Source organism: Desulfovibrio sp. An276, assembly GCF_002159665.1.
Lineage (GTDB): Bacteria > Desulfobacterota > Desulfovibrionia > Desulfovibrionales > Desulfovibrionaceae > Desulfovibrio > Desulfovibrio faecigallinarum.
The window spans coordinates 1-16,091 of record NZ_NFJC01000050.1 but is presented as its reverse complement, the minus strand read 5'-3'; the positions used below and the strand labels follow the sequence as shown (position 1 = coordinate 16,091).

General features: G+C 51.0%; 12 protein-coding genes and 2 tRNA genes. 10 read left to right on the top strand and 4 right to left on the bottom strand.

Annotated elements, in window-relative coordinates; genetic code table 11:
* Window positions 1-91: 91 nt before the first annotated feature.
* From B5F76_RS13515 to B5F76_RS13500, 4 genes are all read right to left on the bottom strand, one after another.
* Complete coding sequence (locus B5F76_RS13515) at window positions 92-664, bottom strand: winged helix-turn-helix domain-containing protein (RefSeq protein WP_087355467.1); 573 nt, start codon at window positions 662-664, stop codon at window positions 92-94.
* Window positions 665-857: 193 nt separating this feature from the next.
* Window positions 858-1,064, bottom strand: a complete 207-nt coding sequence (locus B5F76_RS13510) for a hypothetical protein (protein ID WP_087355465.1) — start codon at window positions 1,062-1,064, stop codon at window positions 858-860.
* Between the two features lie 15 nt (window positions 1,065-1,079).
* Window positions 1,080-1,697, bottom strand: a complete 618-nt coding sequence (locus tag B5F76_RS13505) for an epoxyqueuosine reductase QueH (RefSeq protein ID WP_087355463.1) — start codon at window positions 1,695-1,697, stop codon at window positions 1,080-1,082.
* A 10-nt stretch (window positions 1,698-1,707) separates the two neighbouring features.
* Entirely contained in the window at window positions 1,708-4,338 is a 2,631-nt protein-coding gene (locus tag B5F76_RS13500; RefSeq protein WP_239407072.1) for an Rne/Rng family ribonuclease, read from the bottom strand.
* On the opposite strand from B5F76_RS13500, the gene B5F76_RS15015 reads away from it, so the two are divergent.
* The 10 genes from B5F76_RS15015 (at window position 4,337) to B5F76_RS13450 (ending at window position 16,000) form a co-directional block, all read left to right on the top strand.
* A complete protein-coding gene (locus tag B5F76_RS15015; RefSeq protein ID WP_087355461.1) occupies window positions 4,337-4,654 on the top strand; it encodes a hypothetical protein in 318 nt (105 codons plus the stop codon). The two genes, B5F76_RS13500 and B5F76_RS15015, sit on opposite strands and share 2 nt — an antisense overlap.
* Window positions 4,655-5,026: 372 nt before the next feature.
* Window positions 5,027-5,647, top strand: coding sequence for a 5-formyltetrahydrofolate cyclo-ligase (locus tag B5F76_RS13490; RefSeq protein WP_162608861.1), 621 nt, complete (start codon window positions 5,027-5,029; stop codon window positions 5,645-5,647).
* Window positions 5,648-5,678: 31 nt separating this feature from the next.
* A complete protein-coding gene (locus B5F76_RS13485) occupies window positions 5,679-6,395 on the top strand; it encodes a polyphenol oxidase family protein (protein WP_239407071.1) in 717 nt (238 codons plus the stop codon).
* A 23-nt stretch (window positions 6,396-6,418) separates the two neighbouring features.
* A complete protein-coding gene (gene hypE / locus B5F76_RS13480; protein ID WP_087355454.1) occupies window positions 6,419-7,420 on the top strand; it encodes a hydrogenase expression/formation protein HypE in 1,002 nt (333 codons plus the stop codon).
* A gap of 108 nt (window positions 7,421-7,528) precedes the next feature.
* Complete coding sequence (locus tag B5F76_RS13475; RefSeq protein ID WP_162608860.1) at window positions 7,529-8,743, top strand: Coenzyme F420 hydrogenase/dehydrogenase, beta subunit C-terminal domain; 1,215 nt, start codon at window positions 7,529-7,531, stop codon at window positions 8,741-8,743.
* Window positions 8,744-8,770: 27 nt separating this feature from the next.
* The gene (locus B5F76_RS13470) at window positions 8,771-9,676 is read left to right on the top strand and encodes a glycosyltransferase family 2 protein (RefSeq protein WP_087355450.1); all 906 of its coding nucleotides are present in this window, start codon (window positions 8,771-8,773) and stop codon (window positions 9,674-9,676) included.
* Window positions 9,677-9,887: 211 nt separating this feature from the next.
* Window positions 9,888-14,144 (top strand): alpha-glucan family phosphorylase, encoded by a 4,257-nt coding sequence (gene glgP, locus B5F76_RS13465; protein WP_087355448.1) that lies wholly within the window; start codon window positions 9,888-9,890, stop codon window positions 14,142-14,144.
* Between the two features lie 152 nt (window positions 14,145-14,296).
* Window positions 14,297-14,371, top strand: a tRNA-Gln gene (locus tag B5F76_RS13460).
* 23 nt (window positions 14,372-14,394) lie between these two features.
* Window positions 14,395-14,471, top strand: a tRNA-Glu gene (locus B5F76_RS13455).
* Window positions 14,472-14,608: 137 nt separating this feature from the next.
* On the top strand, window positions 14,609-16,000 hold the full coding sequence (locus B5F76_RS13450) for an IS66 family transposase (RefSeq protein WP_087355446.1): 1,392 nt from the start codon (window positions 14,609-14,611) through the stop codon (window positions 15,998-16,000).
* The last annotated feature ends 91 nt before the right edge of the window (window positions 16,001-16,091 follow it).

The window sequence follows — 16,091 nt, the reverse complement described above, 5'->3', positions numbered from 1 at the left end:
AATGCCATGAGTCCCCCAAGCCTTAAGAAGCCACCTATTGGGTACCATCTTATCAGGGGTTGCTCAAAGGGGCTAGATCAAATTTACAGGGCTACGACTGAATGGATACACTGGCAGTAAGTCCGCGTTTTTCCCATTTGCTTAAGGTAACCAGCCCCTTTCCCTTCTGAAGAAAGCGGGTTTGTTCTCCCCGTTCCTGCTGCCGCTTGATTTCAGTGAGGATCACTGCATACATGGTTGCTTCAGGCGTCTTGCCCTTTGTTTTCAACCATCCCTGCTCTAGAGCCTTTTTTGTAATCTCCCTGTAGTGCATGGGCTTTTTGTCTGCAAAGCGTTCAAGCACCATTTCTGCACAGCTGGCGAACGAGTTCCTTGGATTGGCTGACGCATCTTGAGAACTATCTCCATGATTGGAAGTAGTCGTCCTGTCCTCTGTAGTTTTCTTCTTTTTCACAGAGAAGACACTGGGGCCAACCTTCTCAAAGAGAGAATCCGGGCTCTTTTCTCTGATGTCCTCGTACAGTCGTGCGCCGACAGAAGCATAAGGATTTTTTCCCCTGGTTTGCCAGAGACCTTGCCCGAGTATTCTCTCGGTAATATCCCGTAAGTGAAGCGGTTCATCGGCTTCAGTGAGAACTTGTATAATGGCGTCAACGAGGTTCATGTCTCTCTGTTCTCTCTCTCCTCGCCAGTGACTACCAGCCAATTTCCTTTAGGGCCTGTACCACATTGTCCCGAAGAGTCAGCAACCCTTCTTCATGAGTTGCCTTCCTGTTCTTGTAGGTCATCAGGAAAAGAAGCCAGAAGTGCTGACAATGTGACAGAATCTCAGGATCCGCATACTCCTTGGCCAGGGATTACACAAATTTCCCGTACTGCAGATTGATCCCCTGATGGCTCTTGTAGCCCACGAGTCTGGCAAGCTCTCTTGCCGTTGCCGCATGCCCGGGGCAATTGTAGTGCGCCTTGAGTATCTTCACTCGTGACGTATGCATGGCATCTGCTGTGCGAAAGAGTGCCACAAGCTTCTCCACAGGAATGTTCTCAAAAGGATCACCATACATTACCACACCCCTCTGTTAGCCAGCGTTCTTCACAAGACGCGCCAGTTTCTTCGCGTAGCGCTCAGCCTCACTGTACACGCAACCACAGTAGGGCTGACGGTATATGTCCATTTCCTTTGAAAGATCTATGCCAGCCTGCCAGTACGGCCTGAAATCCCTGTAGAGGAAGGCTGGTGCCCCCTCTTCTTGAGCCAACCTTTCGCCTGCAGCCCGTATGGCCTCGTGGGGCTGGTAGCGGGAATAGAGCAGGCTTGAAAAGACATGGGTGCAGCCAAGCTCCCTTGCCTTTATAAAGGACGCCTCCATGCGCGAAGTGACACAGTAGTTGCACCGCTCGGGAGGCATGTCCCGTCCCTGAACTGCTCTTAGCCAGGAAGTCAGATCCCAGGATGCGTCGTCATAGACCATGTCTATGCCAAAATAGGCAGCGGTTTGTTCCGCAGCCTCGCGGCGGCGCAGATACTCTGCCAGGGGCTGTATATTGGGATTGTGCCAGAAGCCTGTGATATTCCAGCCTTCCTCGAGAAGGACTTTCAGGCAGATGCAGGCGCAGGGCCCGCAGCACATGTGCATAAGCAGATGGTTGCCCTCGGGGGCAGGGCCAAAGGTCTGGCCCTGCCCAGAGATGTCCATTGCTTCCGCTTTAGGGTCGGATGATGATTTCAATGTTCTTCCCGTACTGCTTTTCCAGTTCCTTCAGAGAATCGCGCTTGTGGTTCAGGACATAGAGACCCAGTTCCTGCGTCATTTCGTAGCGGCAGGGAGAGGTAGCCCTTGAGCGCAGAAGGCGTGCAATGTCCCGCAGGGCCTGCAGGGACTGCCATTCGAGATTGCGGCGCAGACCTGTGCCGCCACAGGCAGGGCAGGGCTCCATGGAAATGGAGATGGCCGATGTGCCTGTGCGCTGGCGCACCAACTCCAGAAGGCCGAAGGAGCTCATGCGAGCAACATCGTGCCTTGCCTTGTCGTTTTTCATGGCGTTGCGCAGGGTACGCTCCACCTCAAGCACGTGCTTGTGCTCGCGCATTTCGATAAAGTCGATGACCACCTGTCCGCCAATGTCGCGCAGCTTGAGCTGGCGGGCAATGGTTTCCGCAGCCTCCATGTTGGTCTTGAAGGCCATGTTCTCGAAATTGCCCTTGCAGGAGATCTTGCCGGAGTTGATGTCGATGGCCATCAAAGCTTCTGTCTGGTCGAAGACAAGGCGTCCGCCGGAGGGCATGAGCACCTCGCGGCTGTAGATCTGATCGAGCTGGCGTCTCAAGTTGAAGCGTTCCCACAGGGAATGGCGCGCGTCATTGTGCACGCGAACCAGATCCTTTTTCTGGGGAAAGAGCATGGCGACAGTGTCCCGGATACGTCCAGCTATGTCCGCGTTGTCCACCCAGATTTCGCACACATCGTCCGTGAGATAGTCGCGCACTGCACGCTCCGGCAGGCCGGGCTCCCTGTAGACGCAGGCAGGGGCTGTCACGCCAGTTGCGTGGCGGCGCACCTCGTTCCAGGTGCGTTTCAGGTAGGCGAGATCGTTTTTGAGGGTCGCCTGCGTCACACCTGCGCTCACTGTGCGCACGATGACGCCAAGGTCGTCGCCAGGGTCAATGCCGTTCATGAGTTCGCGCAAACGATGGCGCTCGCCCTCGTCGTTGACCTTGCGGGAAATGCCTATCTGCTCCTGGCCCGGGGTGAGCACAAGGAAGCGGCCGGCCAGGGAAATCCAGGTTGTGAGGAAGGCGCCCTTGCTGCCGTTGGGTTCCTTGACCACCTGCACCAGCACTTCCTGTCCGAGACGCAGGACATTCTGAATGGGCGGGTACTTTTTGCCGCGCACAAATTCCTGGGAGGAGGTGTAGTACTCCGGGTGTATCTCGTCTATCTGCAAGAAGCCGTTCTTTTCCGCACCAAAGTCCACGAAGGCGGCCTGCAGATTGATGTCGATGTTGACGATGATACCACGGTAGATGTTGCCCTTGAGCTTCTTCTGGTGGAGCATATCGAGATAGTACTCGTCCAGTATGCCGTTGCTTGTGATGGCAACCTCAACCTGTTCCCCGGGAAGAATGCTGATGTACATGCGGCGCTTGTTTGCGTGGCGTACGCCTGCCTCGGAACGGGCGTCAGAACGGACTTCAGGCTCCTCTCGATCAGTCAATGCCGGCTCTTCTGAAAGAGCTTCGCTCTCGGGCAGAGCCTGGGCCTTCCTGTGGCTCTTGCCACCCCTGCGGCCCCTGCGACGGCGCTTGGAGGAGGGGACAGCCTCCTCTTCGCCTGTCTCTTCGACCTCACCTTCGCCTAGCACCTCTTCAGGGAGGGTTTCGTCCGCAAACGCGGCTTCGGGGAAGATGTCCGCCTCGTCAATGGAAGCGTCCATTGAGGAAGCGTCTCTTGATGCGTTCGGATTCGTCTCGTCCAGGAAATTCCGATCGGCAGAATGGCTTGGCTCTCCCTCGACATAGGTCTCGGGAGCGTCCATGGGGCCAAAGTCGTCCTCAGAGAAGTCAGAAACAGGAAGGTCGGCCAGAAGGCCTGTGTCTTCTGTAAAGACCGGTTCTGCGACACTTTCCTCGTTGCGCGTGGAGGCGTGAGGTGTTTGTTCGTCCTTTTCCTGCACGGACAAGGGTCGGGGGGAGGGGGTGTTGTGCACCTCTTCTTCGGAAGGCTCCTTCTGTACCTCATCCACTTGAGTATTCTTGTGGGCAGTTCTGCCCCAGAGGCTTACAGCTTCGGAGGGGGTATCCTTGGTGTCGGAGTGAGACTCTGGCTCGTCCCAGCCGCTCCAGGCGCTCCACTTTCTTGAGGAAGAGTCTTGGCGATCGTCCCCCTGGGCGCTCTCATTGGCTTCGTTGTCGGCCTGCTTCAAGAGAGCCCAAAAGCCCCGGGCATTTTGGAAGACCTTGCTTTCGGGTGTCGTCCTTGGGGCCTGTTCCTCGATTTTTTCTGGAGCAGGCGCGACACTGGCTGCCTCGTCCACTGCTGTTTGCGGCTTTTTGCGCGGGCGTCCCCTTTTGGCAACTGGGCGCGTGGCCTTGGGTTTGGCACCGTCACTTAAGTCCGCCGTATTCTCCAAAGTCTGGCTTACCTGGCTTTGGGATTCAGAAGCTTGAGTTTCGGCAGCCGCCTTTGCCGCTTCTTCGGTCTTTTGGGGAGACGCAAAGAGAGTCTTGTTGGCTATGCTTTCGAAAAAGGAAGCGCCACTCATGACATTGTCCTGGTCTGCGTCCCTGGCAAGAAGGCCTGTTTCCTGTTTGGGATCGGAAGAGGAAACAGTTGCCATGAAATCCGCAAGGGAGATTTTGTCGTTCTCCGGGGCCTCGTTCTCTGGGGCAGCCTTTGTGACTGTACTTCGTGTGCGTGTAGTAGGCGCCCTTTTGACTGTCTTTGTGATTCTTGCGCTGCGCGCTGTCCTTGTTTGCGTGGTCCTGCGAGGCCTGGGCTTTTTTTCCGCGGCCTCGGTTACAGTGGCTGGTGTCTCCGACACAGGTGCTCTTTCATTGTCTGTCATACAAAATCCTGAAGGGTCCGGAGATTCCTCCCCGGACAAAAGAAAAATTGCAGCCCTTCTTTCTCCTGGCTGGAAGGAGCGCTTTTGAGGGCACCAAGGCAAAAAAACAGACCCTGTCCCTTTGGGAGCATGGCGTGTGTGTTCTGTTTTTTCCCTGGCCAGCCATCCTGCACGATTCTTTACGGGATACCTGCAACCCCGGGACAGGCGAGTCCTTGTAAGGATGCGGCAACTATCCGTGAATGTGTGGTTTAAGCAGGGATCATGCGGGATGGAAGAGCGCAAAGGCAGCTGCCCTTGAAGCATGGGCACAGACTACGTAGTTTTGGATATTTTGCAAGAGGATTGTTTGGGCCAAGGATGCGGACACATTGACCTTCGTAAGCCCACAACGATAGAGAAGGCGAAATTTTGTGCCTGCCTGCTTGAAGGGCAGGGCGTCACGCAAGGGGAGGAATACATGGAAGGAACAGACAGATCTATGGATATGCGAAGACGCATGCGCCAAAGGCGTCTTGAACAGTCTGGTGAGAAGGCGCAAGAGGATTCCTTGCTGGCGCAGGAGCATCTTCTGGCATCAAACATGTGGCAGAAAGCTCAAAGTGTCGCCCTGTACGCTGCCACAAGGGGCGAGACGGACACAAGCCTGCTTTTGGCCCATGCCCTTTTGGCCGAGAAAAAGGTCTTTTTCCCCAGGATGCGCAAGAATGAGAAGGGGATAATGGATTTTGTGCAGATTGCATCTCCGGACGAGCTTCGAGAAGGTGCCTTCGGCATATTGGAACCCATGCCGGAACTCTCGGGACTAGGTGCCGAGGATGCGAACTTTGACCTTTGCGTTGTACCTGGCCTTGTCTTTTCTCTGGCTGGCAATCGCATGGGCTATGGCGGGGGCTATTACGATCGCTTCTTTACTGCAGCGCGTATTCTGACTAGGATTGGCCTTTGTTATTCCTTTCAGATAGTCACGCCCTGGACTGCCGAGCCGTGGGATATACCCATGACCCATATCTGCAGCGAAAAGGGCCTTGTTGCTGCAGACAAGACGCAGGGCAATCCGGACAAAAGCATTCAGGAGTAGAAGATTCGTGGCCGTTCGAGCACTTCATTTCATGTTTCCTGGCATACAGAACGTGGGCTGCCTCTTTCAGATGAGAACGCCTGCATATGAAGACCCGTCCGAGGGAACCATTGTCTTCAGGGACAATGTGGACCCAAAGGCAGTTCTCAAAAACCGCAAGGACCTTCTTTCCCTGACAGGTGTCTCCTCCTTTGCCGAAGTGCATCAGGTGCACGGAGACAAAATTGTCTTTGAGCCGTCATGTGCCAGGGTGGACGAGAAGGCTACCCTGGAAGCGGATGGCCTTGCTACGCAAAAATCAGGCCTTGCCCTCATGGTCAAGACCGCAGACTGCCAGCCCCTGCTTCTTGCCCACAAGTCCGGAAAATACATCGCTGCCCTGCACGTGGGCTGGCGCGGCAACAGGCAGCTCTTTCCTTTCACTGGCGTGCGCTCCTTTTGCCAGACCTACAATATTAAGCCTTGCGACTGTGTAGCTGTACGCGGCCCAAGCCTTGGTCCAGCAAGGGCTCGCTTCACCCATTTTGGCGTCGAGTGGGGCGGGTATTTTGCAAAATACCTGGACCTTGCCACAAGCACCATGGATCTCTGGGGCATGACGAGAGACCAGCTTGTGCAGGCGGGCATTCCTGAACGCAATATTTACGGCATTGACATCTGCACTGCGAGCAATGCCGCTTCCTTTTTCTCCTATCGCGAAGATCGCAACTGTGGGCGCCAGGCAGCGCTCATCTGGCGGCTCTACTAACGGGCAGCACTGAAGGTATACCAATGGACAACTGTCTTCTTCTTGACGCGGGAAGCGGCGGACGCGCTTCCCAGCGTCTCATAAGCTCCCTTTTTGTCCGCCATTTCAAAAATCCTATTTTGGACACCATGGACGACGCGGCTCTCCTCGACATTGAGGGCCCTATAGCCATGTCTACGGACAGTTATACGGTGACTCCCCTCTTTTTCCCAGGCGGTTCCATAGGAAGCCTTGCCGTGCACGGCACAGTCAACGACGTGTCCATGCTGGGTGCAAGGCCAATGTATCTCACCTGTGCTATGGTCCTCGAGGAAGGCCTGTCCCTGGACGTTCTGGAAAGGGTTGTGGCGGACATGGCCGAGGCTGCCAGAAAGTGCAATGTCCATATCGTCACAGGCGACACCAAGGTCGTGCCAAGGGGCGCCTGCGACAGCCTCTTCATCAACACCACGGGCATTGGCAAGGTTGTGCGCACACCCGCACCTTCCGGACATAATGCGCGCCCCGGGGACGTTATCCTTGTCAGTGGCGCCATGGGTGACCACGGGCTTGCCATCATGTCCGCAAGGGAGAACCTCTCCTTAAGCAATGTCGCCTCAGACTCGGCACCTTTGAATGGCCTTGTCGAGGCAGTGCTCGAAGCAGTGCCAGATGTCCATGTCCTGCGTGATCCCACCCGGGGGGGGCTTGCCACCACATTGAACGAGATTGCGCAGCAGTCCGGGGTAGGGATGGTGCTTCGGGAAGAGGACATCCCTGTGCATCCGGAAGTGTCTGGGGGCTGCTCCTTCCTAGGCCTCGATCCTCTTTACCTTGCCAACGAGGGCAAATGCATCTGCATAGTACCTTCCGAGTATGCGGAGAGAGCCCTGGCAGCCATGAAAACGAGCGAGTTTGGCAGGGAGGCCTGCTGCATAGGAGAGGTGACAGAAGAAAACGAGGGACGCGTCATCCTGCGCACCCGCATTGGCGGAGAGCGCTACTTGGGCATGCTCGAAGGAGCTCTTTTACCAAGGATATGTTGATAAGTAGACAAGATTGTCGAATGTTCTTACAACTGTCAAGACTGTACGTAAAAGAACTGTATGGTTTTTGAAAAACTTAAGTAGATTATGATTGCAAGGATACAATCTGTGGATAATAAAAAAAATAATATAGATATAATAAAAAATAATTGTTTTGGATGTGCTTCATGTGTGCAAATATGTACGAAAAATGCGATAAAAATGAAATATAATAATCAAGGATTTTTGTATCCTTTTGTAGATGAATATAAATGTATAGAGTGTGGTGTATGTCTTACACATTGCCCTGTAAATTTTAAAATTAGAGATAACATACATAGTCAAAAATGTTATGCGGTTTATTCAAATGATGAAATTGCAAAAGAAAGTTCAAGTGGAGGAGCATTTACAGTATTAAGTGAGTATATTTTAGAACAAGGTGGGGTAGTTTGTGGCGCAGCATTTGATAATGAATGGTTAGTACACCATGTGTTGGTAGATAATAAAAAAGATTTATTAAAACTAAAAACAAGTAAGTATCTCCAGTCTAATACTAAAAAAGTATATAGTGAAATAAAAAATGTTCTTAAAAGTGGTGAGTCCGTACTCTTTTCAGGAACACCATGTCAAGTGGCTGGACTATATTCTTTTTTAGAAGAAAAATATGAAAATCTGTACACAATTGATATTTTTTGTCATGGAGTTCCAAGCCCGTTGGTTTGGAAAAAATATATCAATGAAATTATCGAAACAAAAGATATTATAAGTATTAATTTTAGAGATAAAAATATAGGTAAAAACATAGCATTAAATAATAAAGGGTGGCAAAATTTTAGCTTAACAATACTTGGAAAAAATGGTGAAGAGTTTTCTCAAAATCATCAAGAAAATATTTTTTATCGAGGTTTTTTAAAAAATTTATATTTACGTTGTTCATGTTATGTTTGTCCTTTCGCCAATACATCTCGATGTGGTGATATTTCAATTGGTGATTTTTGGGGATATCGAGTAATAGATGATAAACGAGATATCAATAATGGAATGTCTGCTGTATTAATAAATTCTAAAAAAGGTGAATATCTTTTTAATAGTGTAAATGAAAGATTTGAATTTAAAAAAAATGTTAAGCTCTCAGATATCGTAAATGGAAATCCTATACTAAAAGAACCAGCTAAAAGACATAATAACTATAAAAAATTTATGAATAGTTTTTCTAAAAATAGACAATGTAATATAAATATAATAGAGCTGATAAATCATTGTATAAGAGAGAAATACATTTTCTTAAAAAGGTGTGCAAGATTTATAAAAAAAAGATTAATAAATTTATTTTTGTTTAAATAGTTAAAACAACAAAAAGGATATATAATAATGAATAAAGAAAAACCTTTAATATCATTAATAACACCTTGTTATAACGGGGGTGGGTACATTAAACCATATATTGAAGGCATATTGTCTCAAACATATTCAAATGTTCAATATATTTTTATTAATGATGGTAGTATAGATAATACTGAAAGTATTATTTTGTCATATAAAAATAAAATTATAGAAAAAGGATGGGAGTTCATATATATTAAACATGAAAGTAACTTAGGACAATCAGCTGCTATAAACCATGCACTTGTAAAAGTTAAGGGAAAATATTTTTCTCAAATTGACAGTGATGATATTATTTATCCAGACTTTCTAGAGAGATATTGTGATTTTTTAGAAACACATAATGAGTATAAATTTTGTTATGCAAAAATTGCTATAGCAAATGAAGACTCTCCATATTCGCCAAACAGAATTCAATTTAGAGAAATAGATAAAAGTAATAATAGCCTGTTTGAAGATCTTATTAAAAATAACAATATTCCGCCATATCCATTTTATATGATTCATACAGAATCTTTTCTTTCAGTTGTTAAATTGCCTGTTTACGAAAATCGAGGAGGACAGAACTGGCAAATATTATTGCCTATGGCATATCATTATCAATGTGGTTTTATAGATAAAGTATTAGCAACATATATTATACGTTCAAATAGTCATAGTCGAGAGAATAAAAATATATTAGATAGACATAACTCCCTAAAAAGGATTTTATATAATACAATATCAAGAATAAATATGCCTGATGGAGAAAAACACTATTATTATGATATGATTATAAATTATTTCTTATCTAAACAAACAATTATTTATCGTTTGTTTAAAATCCCATTCTTAAAAATAGAGGATCGTAAGATATACTTGTTTAAAAAATTTAAGATTGGCAGAATCGTATAAAAACTATTTCTTTAAAGAACAAATATTTGATTTATGTTTTTTATTAAAAATATACATAGTAAATATATAATAATTTTGATATCCGCATAAAAATTATATTTATATAAATTGGATCATTGAATAAATATTTTTTTATTCTCTTTGAATGGATAGTTATTTCTATGAAATATATAAGTAATATATTAATGTAACAGTTTTATCTGGAGCACATATGGATTACGGCAATATTACACTTTTCGAGACTTCTTGGGAAGTCTGCAACAAGGTTGGCGGCATTTACGCAGTTGTCAGCAGCAAGGCCCTGCAGGCTGTGGACAACTTTGGCGAGAACTACTGGCTTCTGGGGCCGGAGCTGGGCAACAACGCGGAGTTCGAGGAAGACTTTGGTCCGTCCATGGAGCCCATCCGCAAGACCCTTGAAGCTCATGGCATGAAATGCCGCCTTGGGCACTGGACTATTCCCGGCAACCCCAAGGTCATCCTGGTTGATTTTCGCAACCGCTACAACCAGAACCAGCTTCTCTATGAGTACTGGAAGGACTACCACGTGGACTCCATGTCCGGCGGCTGGGACTATGTGGAGCCTGTCATGTTCGCCACTGCCTGTGGCGAGGTGATCAAGACCATCTACCAGCACTTTGTGGAACCCGTGGGCGCCCCTGCTGTGGCCCATTTCCACGAATGGATGTGCGGCGCAGGCCTTTTGTATCTGAAGCGCTACTGCCCGACCATAGGGACTGTCTTTACCACCCATGCCACCATGCTTGGTCGCAGCATGTGCGGCAATGGCAAGGACCTCTATGGCAACAGTATGCAAAATCCCATCAATCCCCGCCAGGAAGCCGCAGCACTCGGCATCACTGCCAAGTGCTCCATGGAAACGGCTTCTGCCAGGGAAGCGGACTGCTTTACCACTGTGAGCAGCCTGACCGGGGACGAGGCAGGCATTGTGCTCGGACGCCAGCCCGACATCGTGACGCCCAACGGCCTTGATCTGCGCGTTATCCCGGACTACAGCACAAATCGCGTCAAACCCTCCCTCATCCGCAAGAGCATCCTGGACTCCTGCTCGAAACTTCTGCGCTTCGAGCTTCCGAAGCAGACCAAGATTGTCCTCATTTCCGGACGCTACGAATTTGTCAACAAGGGCATTGACGTCTTCTTGCAGTCCCTTGCAGAGCTCAACAAGAGCCTTGGGGATTCCCAGACCCATGTCCTTGCCATATGCGCTGTCATGGGCGGGCACTCTGGAGTCAATCTTGACGCAGTAAGCGGGGATCCCGCAAAGCTTCCCACGGACGGTGGCAACTGGATAACCTCCCATCATGTGCACAACCCGGCCCAGGATCCCATCCTCACCACCTGCAAGCGTCTTGGCCTTGCCAACAGGCCAGAGGATCATGTGTACGTGGTCTTCAATCCGGCCCTTTTGAATGGCAGCGACGGCTTCTTCAACCTGCGCTACAGTGATTTGCTCACTGGCGTGGACCTTGGCTGCTTCCCCTCCTGGTACGAGCCCTGGGGCTACACGCCAGAGGAGAGCATTGCCTACAGCGTGCCCACTGTCACAACGGACCTGTCCGGATTTGGCCTTTGGGTACGCACCCACTGCCAGGGCAGCAACGACGAGAGCGGTGTCGCCATTGTGCCAAGACGGCAGCAAAGGGACGCGGACGTGGTACGGGGGCTCCAGAAGTACATTGAGAACTATGTTGCCCTCTCCGAGGAAGAGCAGATTGAGCTGTGCAAGGCAGCGCGTGCAACGGCTGCACTGTGCGACTGGTCGTCCTTCTTCTCCTACTATCTCAAAGCCTACGACATTGCCGTGGCCAAGGCCCTGGACGCAGGGCTTGAGCTCAAGGCCTGCATTTCGGACAGGACAACTGCCTATTTCAGCGGCAGTGCGTCCGTAACGCCCACCCTGCATTCCTTCATCTCCTATTCTGCCCTGCCAAAGCCCATCGCAAGGCTCAGGGAGCTTGCCAACAACATCTGGTGGTGCTGGAATCCTGCCTGCTGGGAGCTCTTCTCGCGCATTGCCCCGGACTACTGGCAAAAGAGCAACCACAATCCCATCAAATGCCTGGAAAACGCCAGCGCCGAGGCTCTGGCGGAGGTTGTGGTGGACGCTGCCTACATGAGTCTCTACGAGGAGACTCTGAAGGCCTTTGACCAGTATATGGCAAGAAAATGCGAGCCCTGCGGAGAGATTTCGAGCGAACATCCCATAGCCTATTTCTCCACAGAGTACGGGCTGCACGAATCCATCCCGATCTATTCTGGTGGTCTTGGCGTGCTCTCCGGTGACCATCTGAAAAGTGCAAGTGACCTCAACATCCCCCTGGTGGGCATAGGTCTCTACTACCGCTACGGCTATTTCAAGCAGCAGATAGACAAGAACGGCCGCCAGATTGCAACCTATGTAGAGAACAATCCCATTGATCTGCCCTTGGAGGAGGTGCGTACCCCCTCGGACGAGCCCATGGAAATCAGCCTGCAGCTCGGAGAGCGGAGACTGTACGCCCGTGTCTGGCGTCTGAAGGTGGGTACCATCAATCTCTATCTGCTCGACTCCAATGTGCCCAAGAATACACCGGATGACAGAAAGATAACGGATCACCTCTATGTGGCTGACAGGGACTTCCGCATACGTCAGGAAATCCTCCTTGGCGTGGGCGGTGCCGTGTTCCTGAAGAAGATGGGCATTCAGCCAGCTGTCTACCACATGAACGAGGGACATTCTGCCTTCCTCATTCTGCGCCGCATACGCGATATCATGAAGGAGACCAGGCTGAGCTTCGAGGAGGCCAGAGAGCTTGTGCGAGGAAGCTGTGTCTTCACGACACACACGCCTGTGGATGCCGGCAACGAGCGCTTTGCCCCGGATCTCATGCTCAAGTATTTTGCCAACTACATCTCGGGCTTTGGCATCAGCCCCACGGAATTCCTTGCTACCGGTCAGTACGACAAGGGCAACAATTCCCCCTACGAGATGACCATCCTTGCCCTGCGCAATTCCAGCAAGGCCAATGGCGTGAGTCGCCTGCACGGGGACGTGTCGAGGCACATGTGGCAGGGACTCTGGAAGGGCATTCCCGTTCCGGAAATCCCCATCTCGCATGTGACCAACGGCGTGCACATGGCCTCCTACGCTGGCCTTCCCATGGTGGAACTCCTGAGAAGGGCTCTTGGCAAAAACTGGGTGGACATGGAGGCAGGCGCCCAGGGCTGGTTCAAGTTCGACTCCATCCCGGACAAGCTCATCTGGCAGGTGCACAATCTGCAGAAGATGGCGCTCATAGAATATATGAGCTCTTCCGTGGCAAGCCTCTACAAGAAGCTGGGCGTGGACAGAAAGGACATCAACCAGGCCATCTCCATGCTCTCCACGGATACCCTGCTCATAGGCTTTGCGCGCCGCTTTGCTCCCTATAAGAGGGCAAACCTGCTCTTTGCTGATCTGCAGCGCCTGCAAAACCTGCTGTCGGACACAAGGCATCCCGTCGCCCTGGTTTTTGCAGGCAAGGCACATCCTGCCGACAATCAGGGCATAGACATCATGCAGGAGATTATCCGCTACTGCACGGACAAGCGCTTCCTTGGTCGCATCTTCTTCCTTGAGGACTACAGCCTTGCCATCTCGCGCCTGCTTGTGCAGGGTTGCGACGTGTGGCTGAATACCCCAAGGCGTCCTTATGAGGCCTCTGGAACGTCTGGACAGAAGGTTACGGTCAACGGCGTGCTCAATTTGAGCATCTCTGATGGCTGGTGGTGCGAGGGCTACAATGGCTCCAACGGCTGGACCATTGGACCCGTGCGCACGACCATGGCCCAGGAGGACACGCAGAGCGACTACAACGACGCAGAGGCTCTGTATACGCTTCTTGAGGAGCAGGTTATCCCGCTCTACTACTATCGCAACCAGAACTCCATTCCTACCCGCTGGGTAAAGACCATGAAGGAGTCCATGCGCACCCTCATTCCCGCCTACAGCTCACACCGCATGGTACGCGACTATTTGCGCGACTACTACATGCCCGTAGCCGAGAGGTACGCGAAGCTCGCTGGTGACGACAGCATCGTGCGCCACATAGTGGAATGGAAGAAGGACATCGCCACGCGCTTTGCAAGCGTCAAGGTAGGTCTTCTGCGCATAGACGGCATGGACAGCGACACCTGCGAGGCGGGGCAGCCCATACGCGTGACTGTGAGCCTGGATCCCGGTCAGATGAAGCAGGAGGAGCTCCTGGTCCAGCTGGTCGTGGGCGCCTACGACGGGCGGGAGTTTGTGGAGAAGCCCAGAGTGGTCCTGCTTTCCTACGAGCGGACTACCTCTGACAATAGCCTTGTCTACGCCTGCGACTTTGTGACGAGGAAGAGCGGGCGCCAGGCCTATGGCGTGCGTATATTGCCCACCACCCCGGACGTTGAGGGTGATTTCGACACCAACATGGTGCTCTGGGCGTAACATTGAACAGTGTGTAAGAGACTCTCAAAGCGGCCAGCCAGGCGGACCCGAGGACTGTTTGGGCTGGCTGAGAAAAAAAGTTTTACAAAAATGCAAAATTTTTGTTGACAGAGAGCCTCAGTTCGCATACAACATTTTTCGCGCTGAGTGATTGGGCTATCGTTCAATTGGCAGGACGTCGGATTCTGGCTCCGATAATCAAGGTTCGAGTCCTTGTAGCCCAGCCAAGCTTGGCAGAAAAATTGAATACGTCCCCATCGTCTAGTCGGCCCAGGACACCGGCCTTTCACGCCGTCAACAGGGGTTCAAATCCCCTTGGGGACGCCAATTTGGCAACAATAACGCTAGGATCTAAAGCAGATTCTAGCGTTTTTTTGTATCCGTTCAGGGGGTAGGCCTTTCGGCTACCCCTTCTCGTAATTTTCACTGGCCGCCAAACCCAAACTCTGCTACGTAGATCTGCTATGAGAGCACTAGTCGAAGCCACCCTTGCCAAGCTCCCAAGCAAGGAGTCTATGGCCCAATGGCCTCCCGAGGCAGTCGCTACTGTGGAGGTGCTCACTAAGCTTGTCCTTATTTTGTGTGATGAGCTGGAGGCAAGGGACAAGCGTATTGCGGAGCTTGAGGAGGAGGTCAGAGAACTCAAGCGTAAACTGAACATAAATAGTGGTAATTCAGGGATCTCCCCGTCACAGGATCCTCATAGACCCAGAGGGAAAGGAGGCAAGGAGAAGGACGAAGACAATTCAGACAAGCCACGAGCTGAGGACCAGGGCGAGAATTCCAAGCCAGATTCGGAAGAGCAGCCCAAATGCAAGCAGGGAGGCCAAAAAGGGCACAAGGGCAATCGCCAGGAACTCCGCAAGACGCAGGACATAAGGGAAATTTTCCCCGAGAGGTGCAGCTGTGGTTGTGAAGAGTTCGTGGATCTGCGCTCTTTCTACACTCACCAGCATTGCGAACTGCCTGATATCCTGCTCCATGTCATCCATTTTAATTTGTACAAGGGGCGCTGCGCCAATTGTGCCAAGGAAGGCAAGGCCAAAGTCCCTGCTGAGTACTCTACCGGCTACGGACCAAATTTCACAGCTTTCGTTGGCTCTGCATCGGCTTTTCTGGGGTGCACCAGGCGGTCACTTCTGGATTTTTTGACAAAGTCCGACTTCTTTCGCACGGAAGAAGGGGAATCGGTTCCTCTCTCCCTGGGAGGGCTGGACAGGCTGATTGATCGTTGCAGCCGGACACTGAAACGACACTGGGAGAAAATCGGCGAAGTCGCTCGTGAGACCCCTATTAACTATGTCGATGAAACCAGTTGGCCCATGTTTGGTCCACTTGGAGCGATCAAATACTGGCTGTGGCTTATGGCTTCGTCTCTGGTCGTTTTCTTCAATATCCACCGACACCGGAGCAGAGAAGCCTTCCATGAGCTTATTGGAGCCTGGGTAGGCATCCTGATCTCTGATGATTATGCCTTGTATCGCTCGTGGCCCAAAGAGAAGAGGCAGAGTTGTCTTGCCCATCATCTTCGAACTGCCCAAAAACTCCGGGAAGACCCCGATCCAGACATAGCCCGAGGCGGAGAAAGTCTCTACAAAGAGATTCACCGCCCCACCCAAATGAATCCAGAAACCCTGACCAGGGGTGTGTGGCAGGGCTGGCTCATGAGAACACGACGTCTACTCAAGGAGTTTTCAAAGCGGAGCGATGGACTCGGCATTCTAGCGTCACGCCTTGAAGCTACCTTTGAATCTCTCAGCACGTTCCTCCGTATCCGTGGCGTAGACCGGACGAATAATAAAGCGGAACGGACGCTGCGGCCTGCCGTTGTCCGGCGCGTATCCATTCAGTCGTAGCCCTGTAAATTTGATCTAGCCCCTTTGAGCAACCCCTGATAAGATGGTACCCAATAGGTGGCTTCTTAAGGCTTGGGGGACTCATGGCATT

Bases quoted from the DNA above. Each gene is read 5' to 3' on its own strand.
- B5F76_RS13450 (WP_087355446.1), top strand. From the start codon at position 14,609: ATGAGAGCACTAGTCGAAGCCACCCTTGCCAAGCTCCCAAGCAAGGAG.
- B5F76_RS15015 (WP_087355461.1), top strand. From the start codon at position 4,337: ATGAAATCCGCAAGGGAGATTTTGTCGTTCTCCGGGGCCTCGTTCTCT.
- B5F76_RS13485 (WP_239407071.1), top strand. From the start codon at position 5,679: ATGTTTCCTGGCATACAGAACGTGGGCTGCCTCTTTCAGATGAGAACG.
- glgP (WP_087355448.1), top strand. From the start codon at position 9,888: ATGGATTACGGCAATATTACACTTTTCGAGACTTCTTGGGAAGTCTGC.
- B5F76_RS13510 (WP_087355465.1), bottom strand. From the start codon at position 1,064: ATGTATGGTGATCCTTTTGAGAACATTCCTGTGGAGAAGCTTGTGGCA.
- hypE (WP_087355454.1), top strand. From the start codon at position 6,419: ATGGACAACTGTCTTCTTCTTGACGCGGGAAGCGGCGGACGCGCTTCC.
- B5F76_RS13515 (WP_087355467.1), bottom strand. From the start codon at position 664: ATGAACCTCGTTGACGCCATTATACAAGTTCTCACTGAAGCCGATGAA.
- B5F76_RS13500 (WP_239407072.1), bottom strand. From the start codon at position 4,338: ATGGCAACTGTTTCCTCTTCCGATCCCAAACAGGAAACAGGCCTTCTT.
- B5F76_RS13490 (WP_162608861.1), top strand. From the start codon at position 5,027: ATGGAAGGAACAGACAGATCTATGGATATGCGAAGACGCATGCGCCAA.
- B5F76_RS13505 (WP_087355463.1), bottom strand. From the start codon at position 1,697: ATGGACATCTCTGGGCAGGGCCAGACCTTTGGCCCTGCCCCCGAGGGC.
- B5F76_RS13470 (WP_087355450.1), top strand. From the start codon at position 8,771: ATGAATAAAGAAAAACCTTTAATATCATTAATAACACCTTGTTATAAC.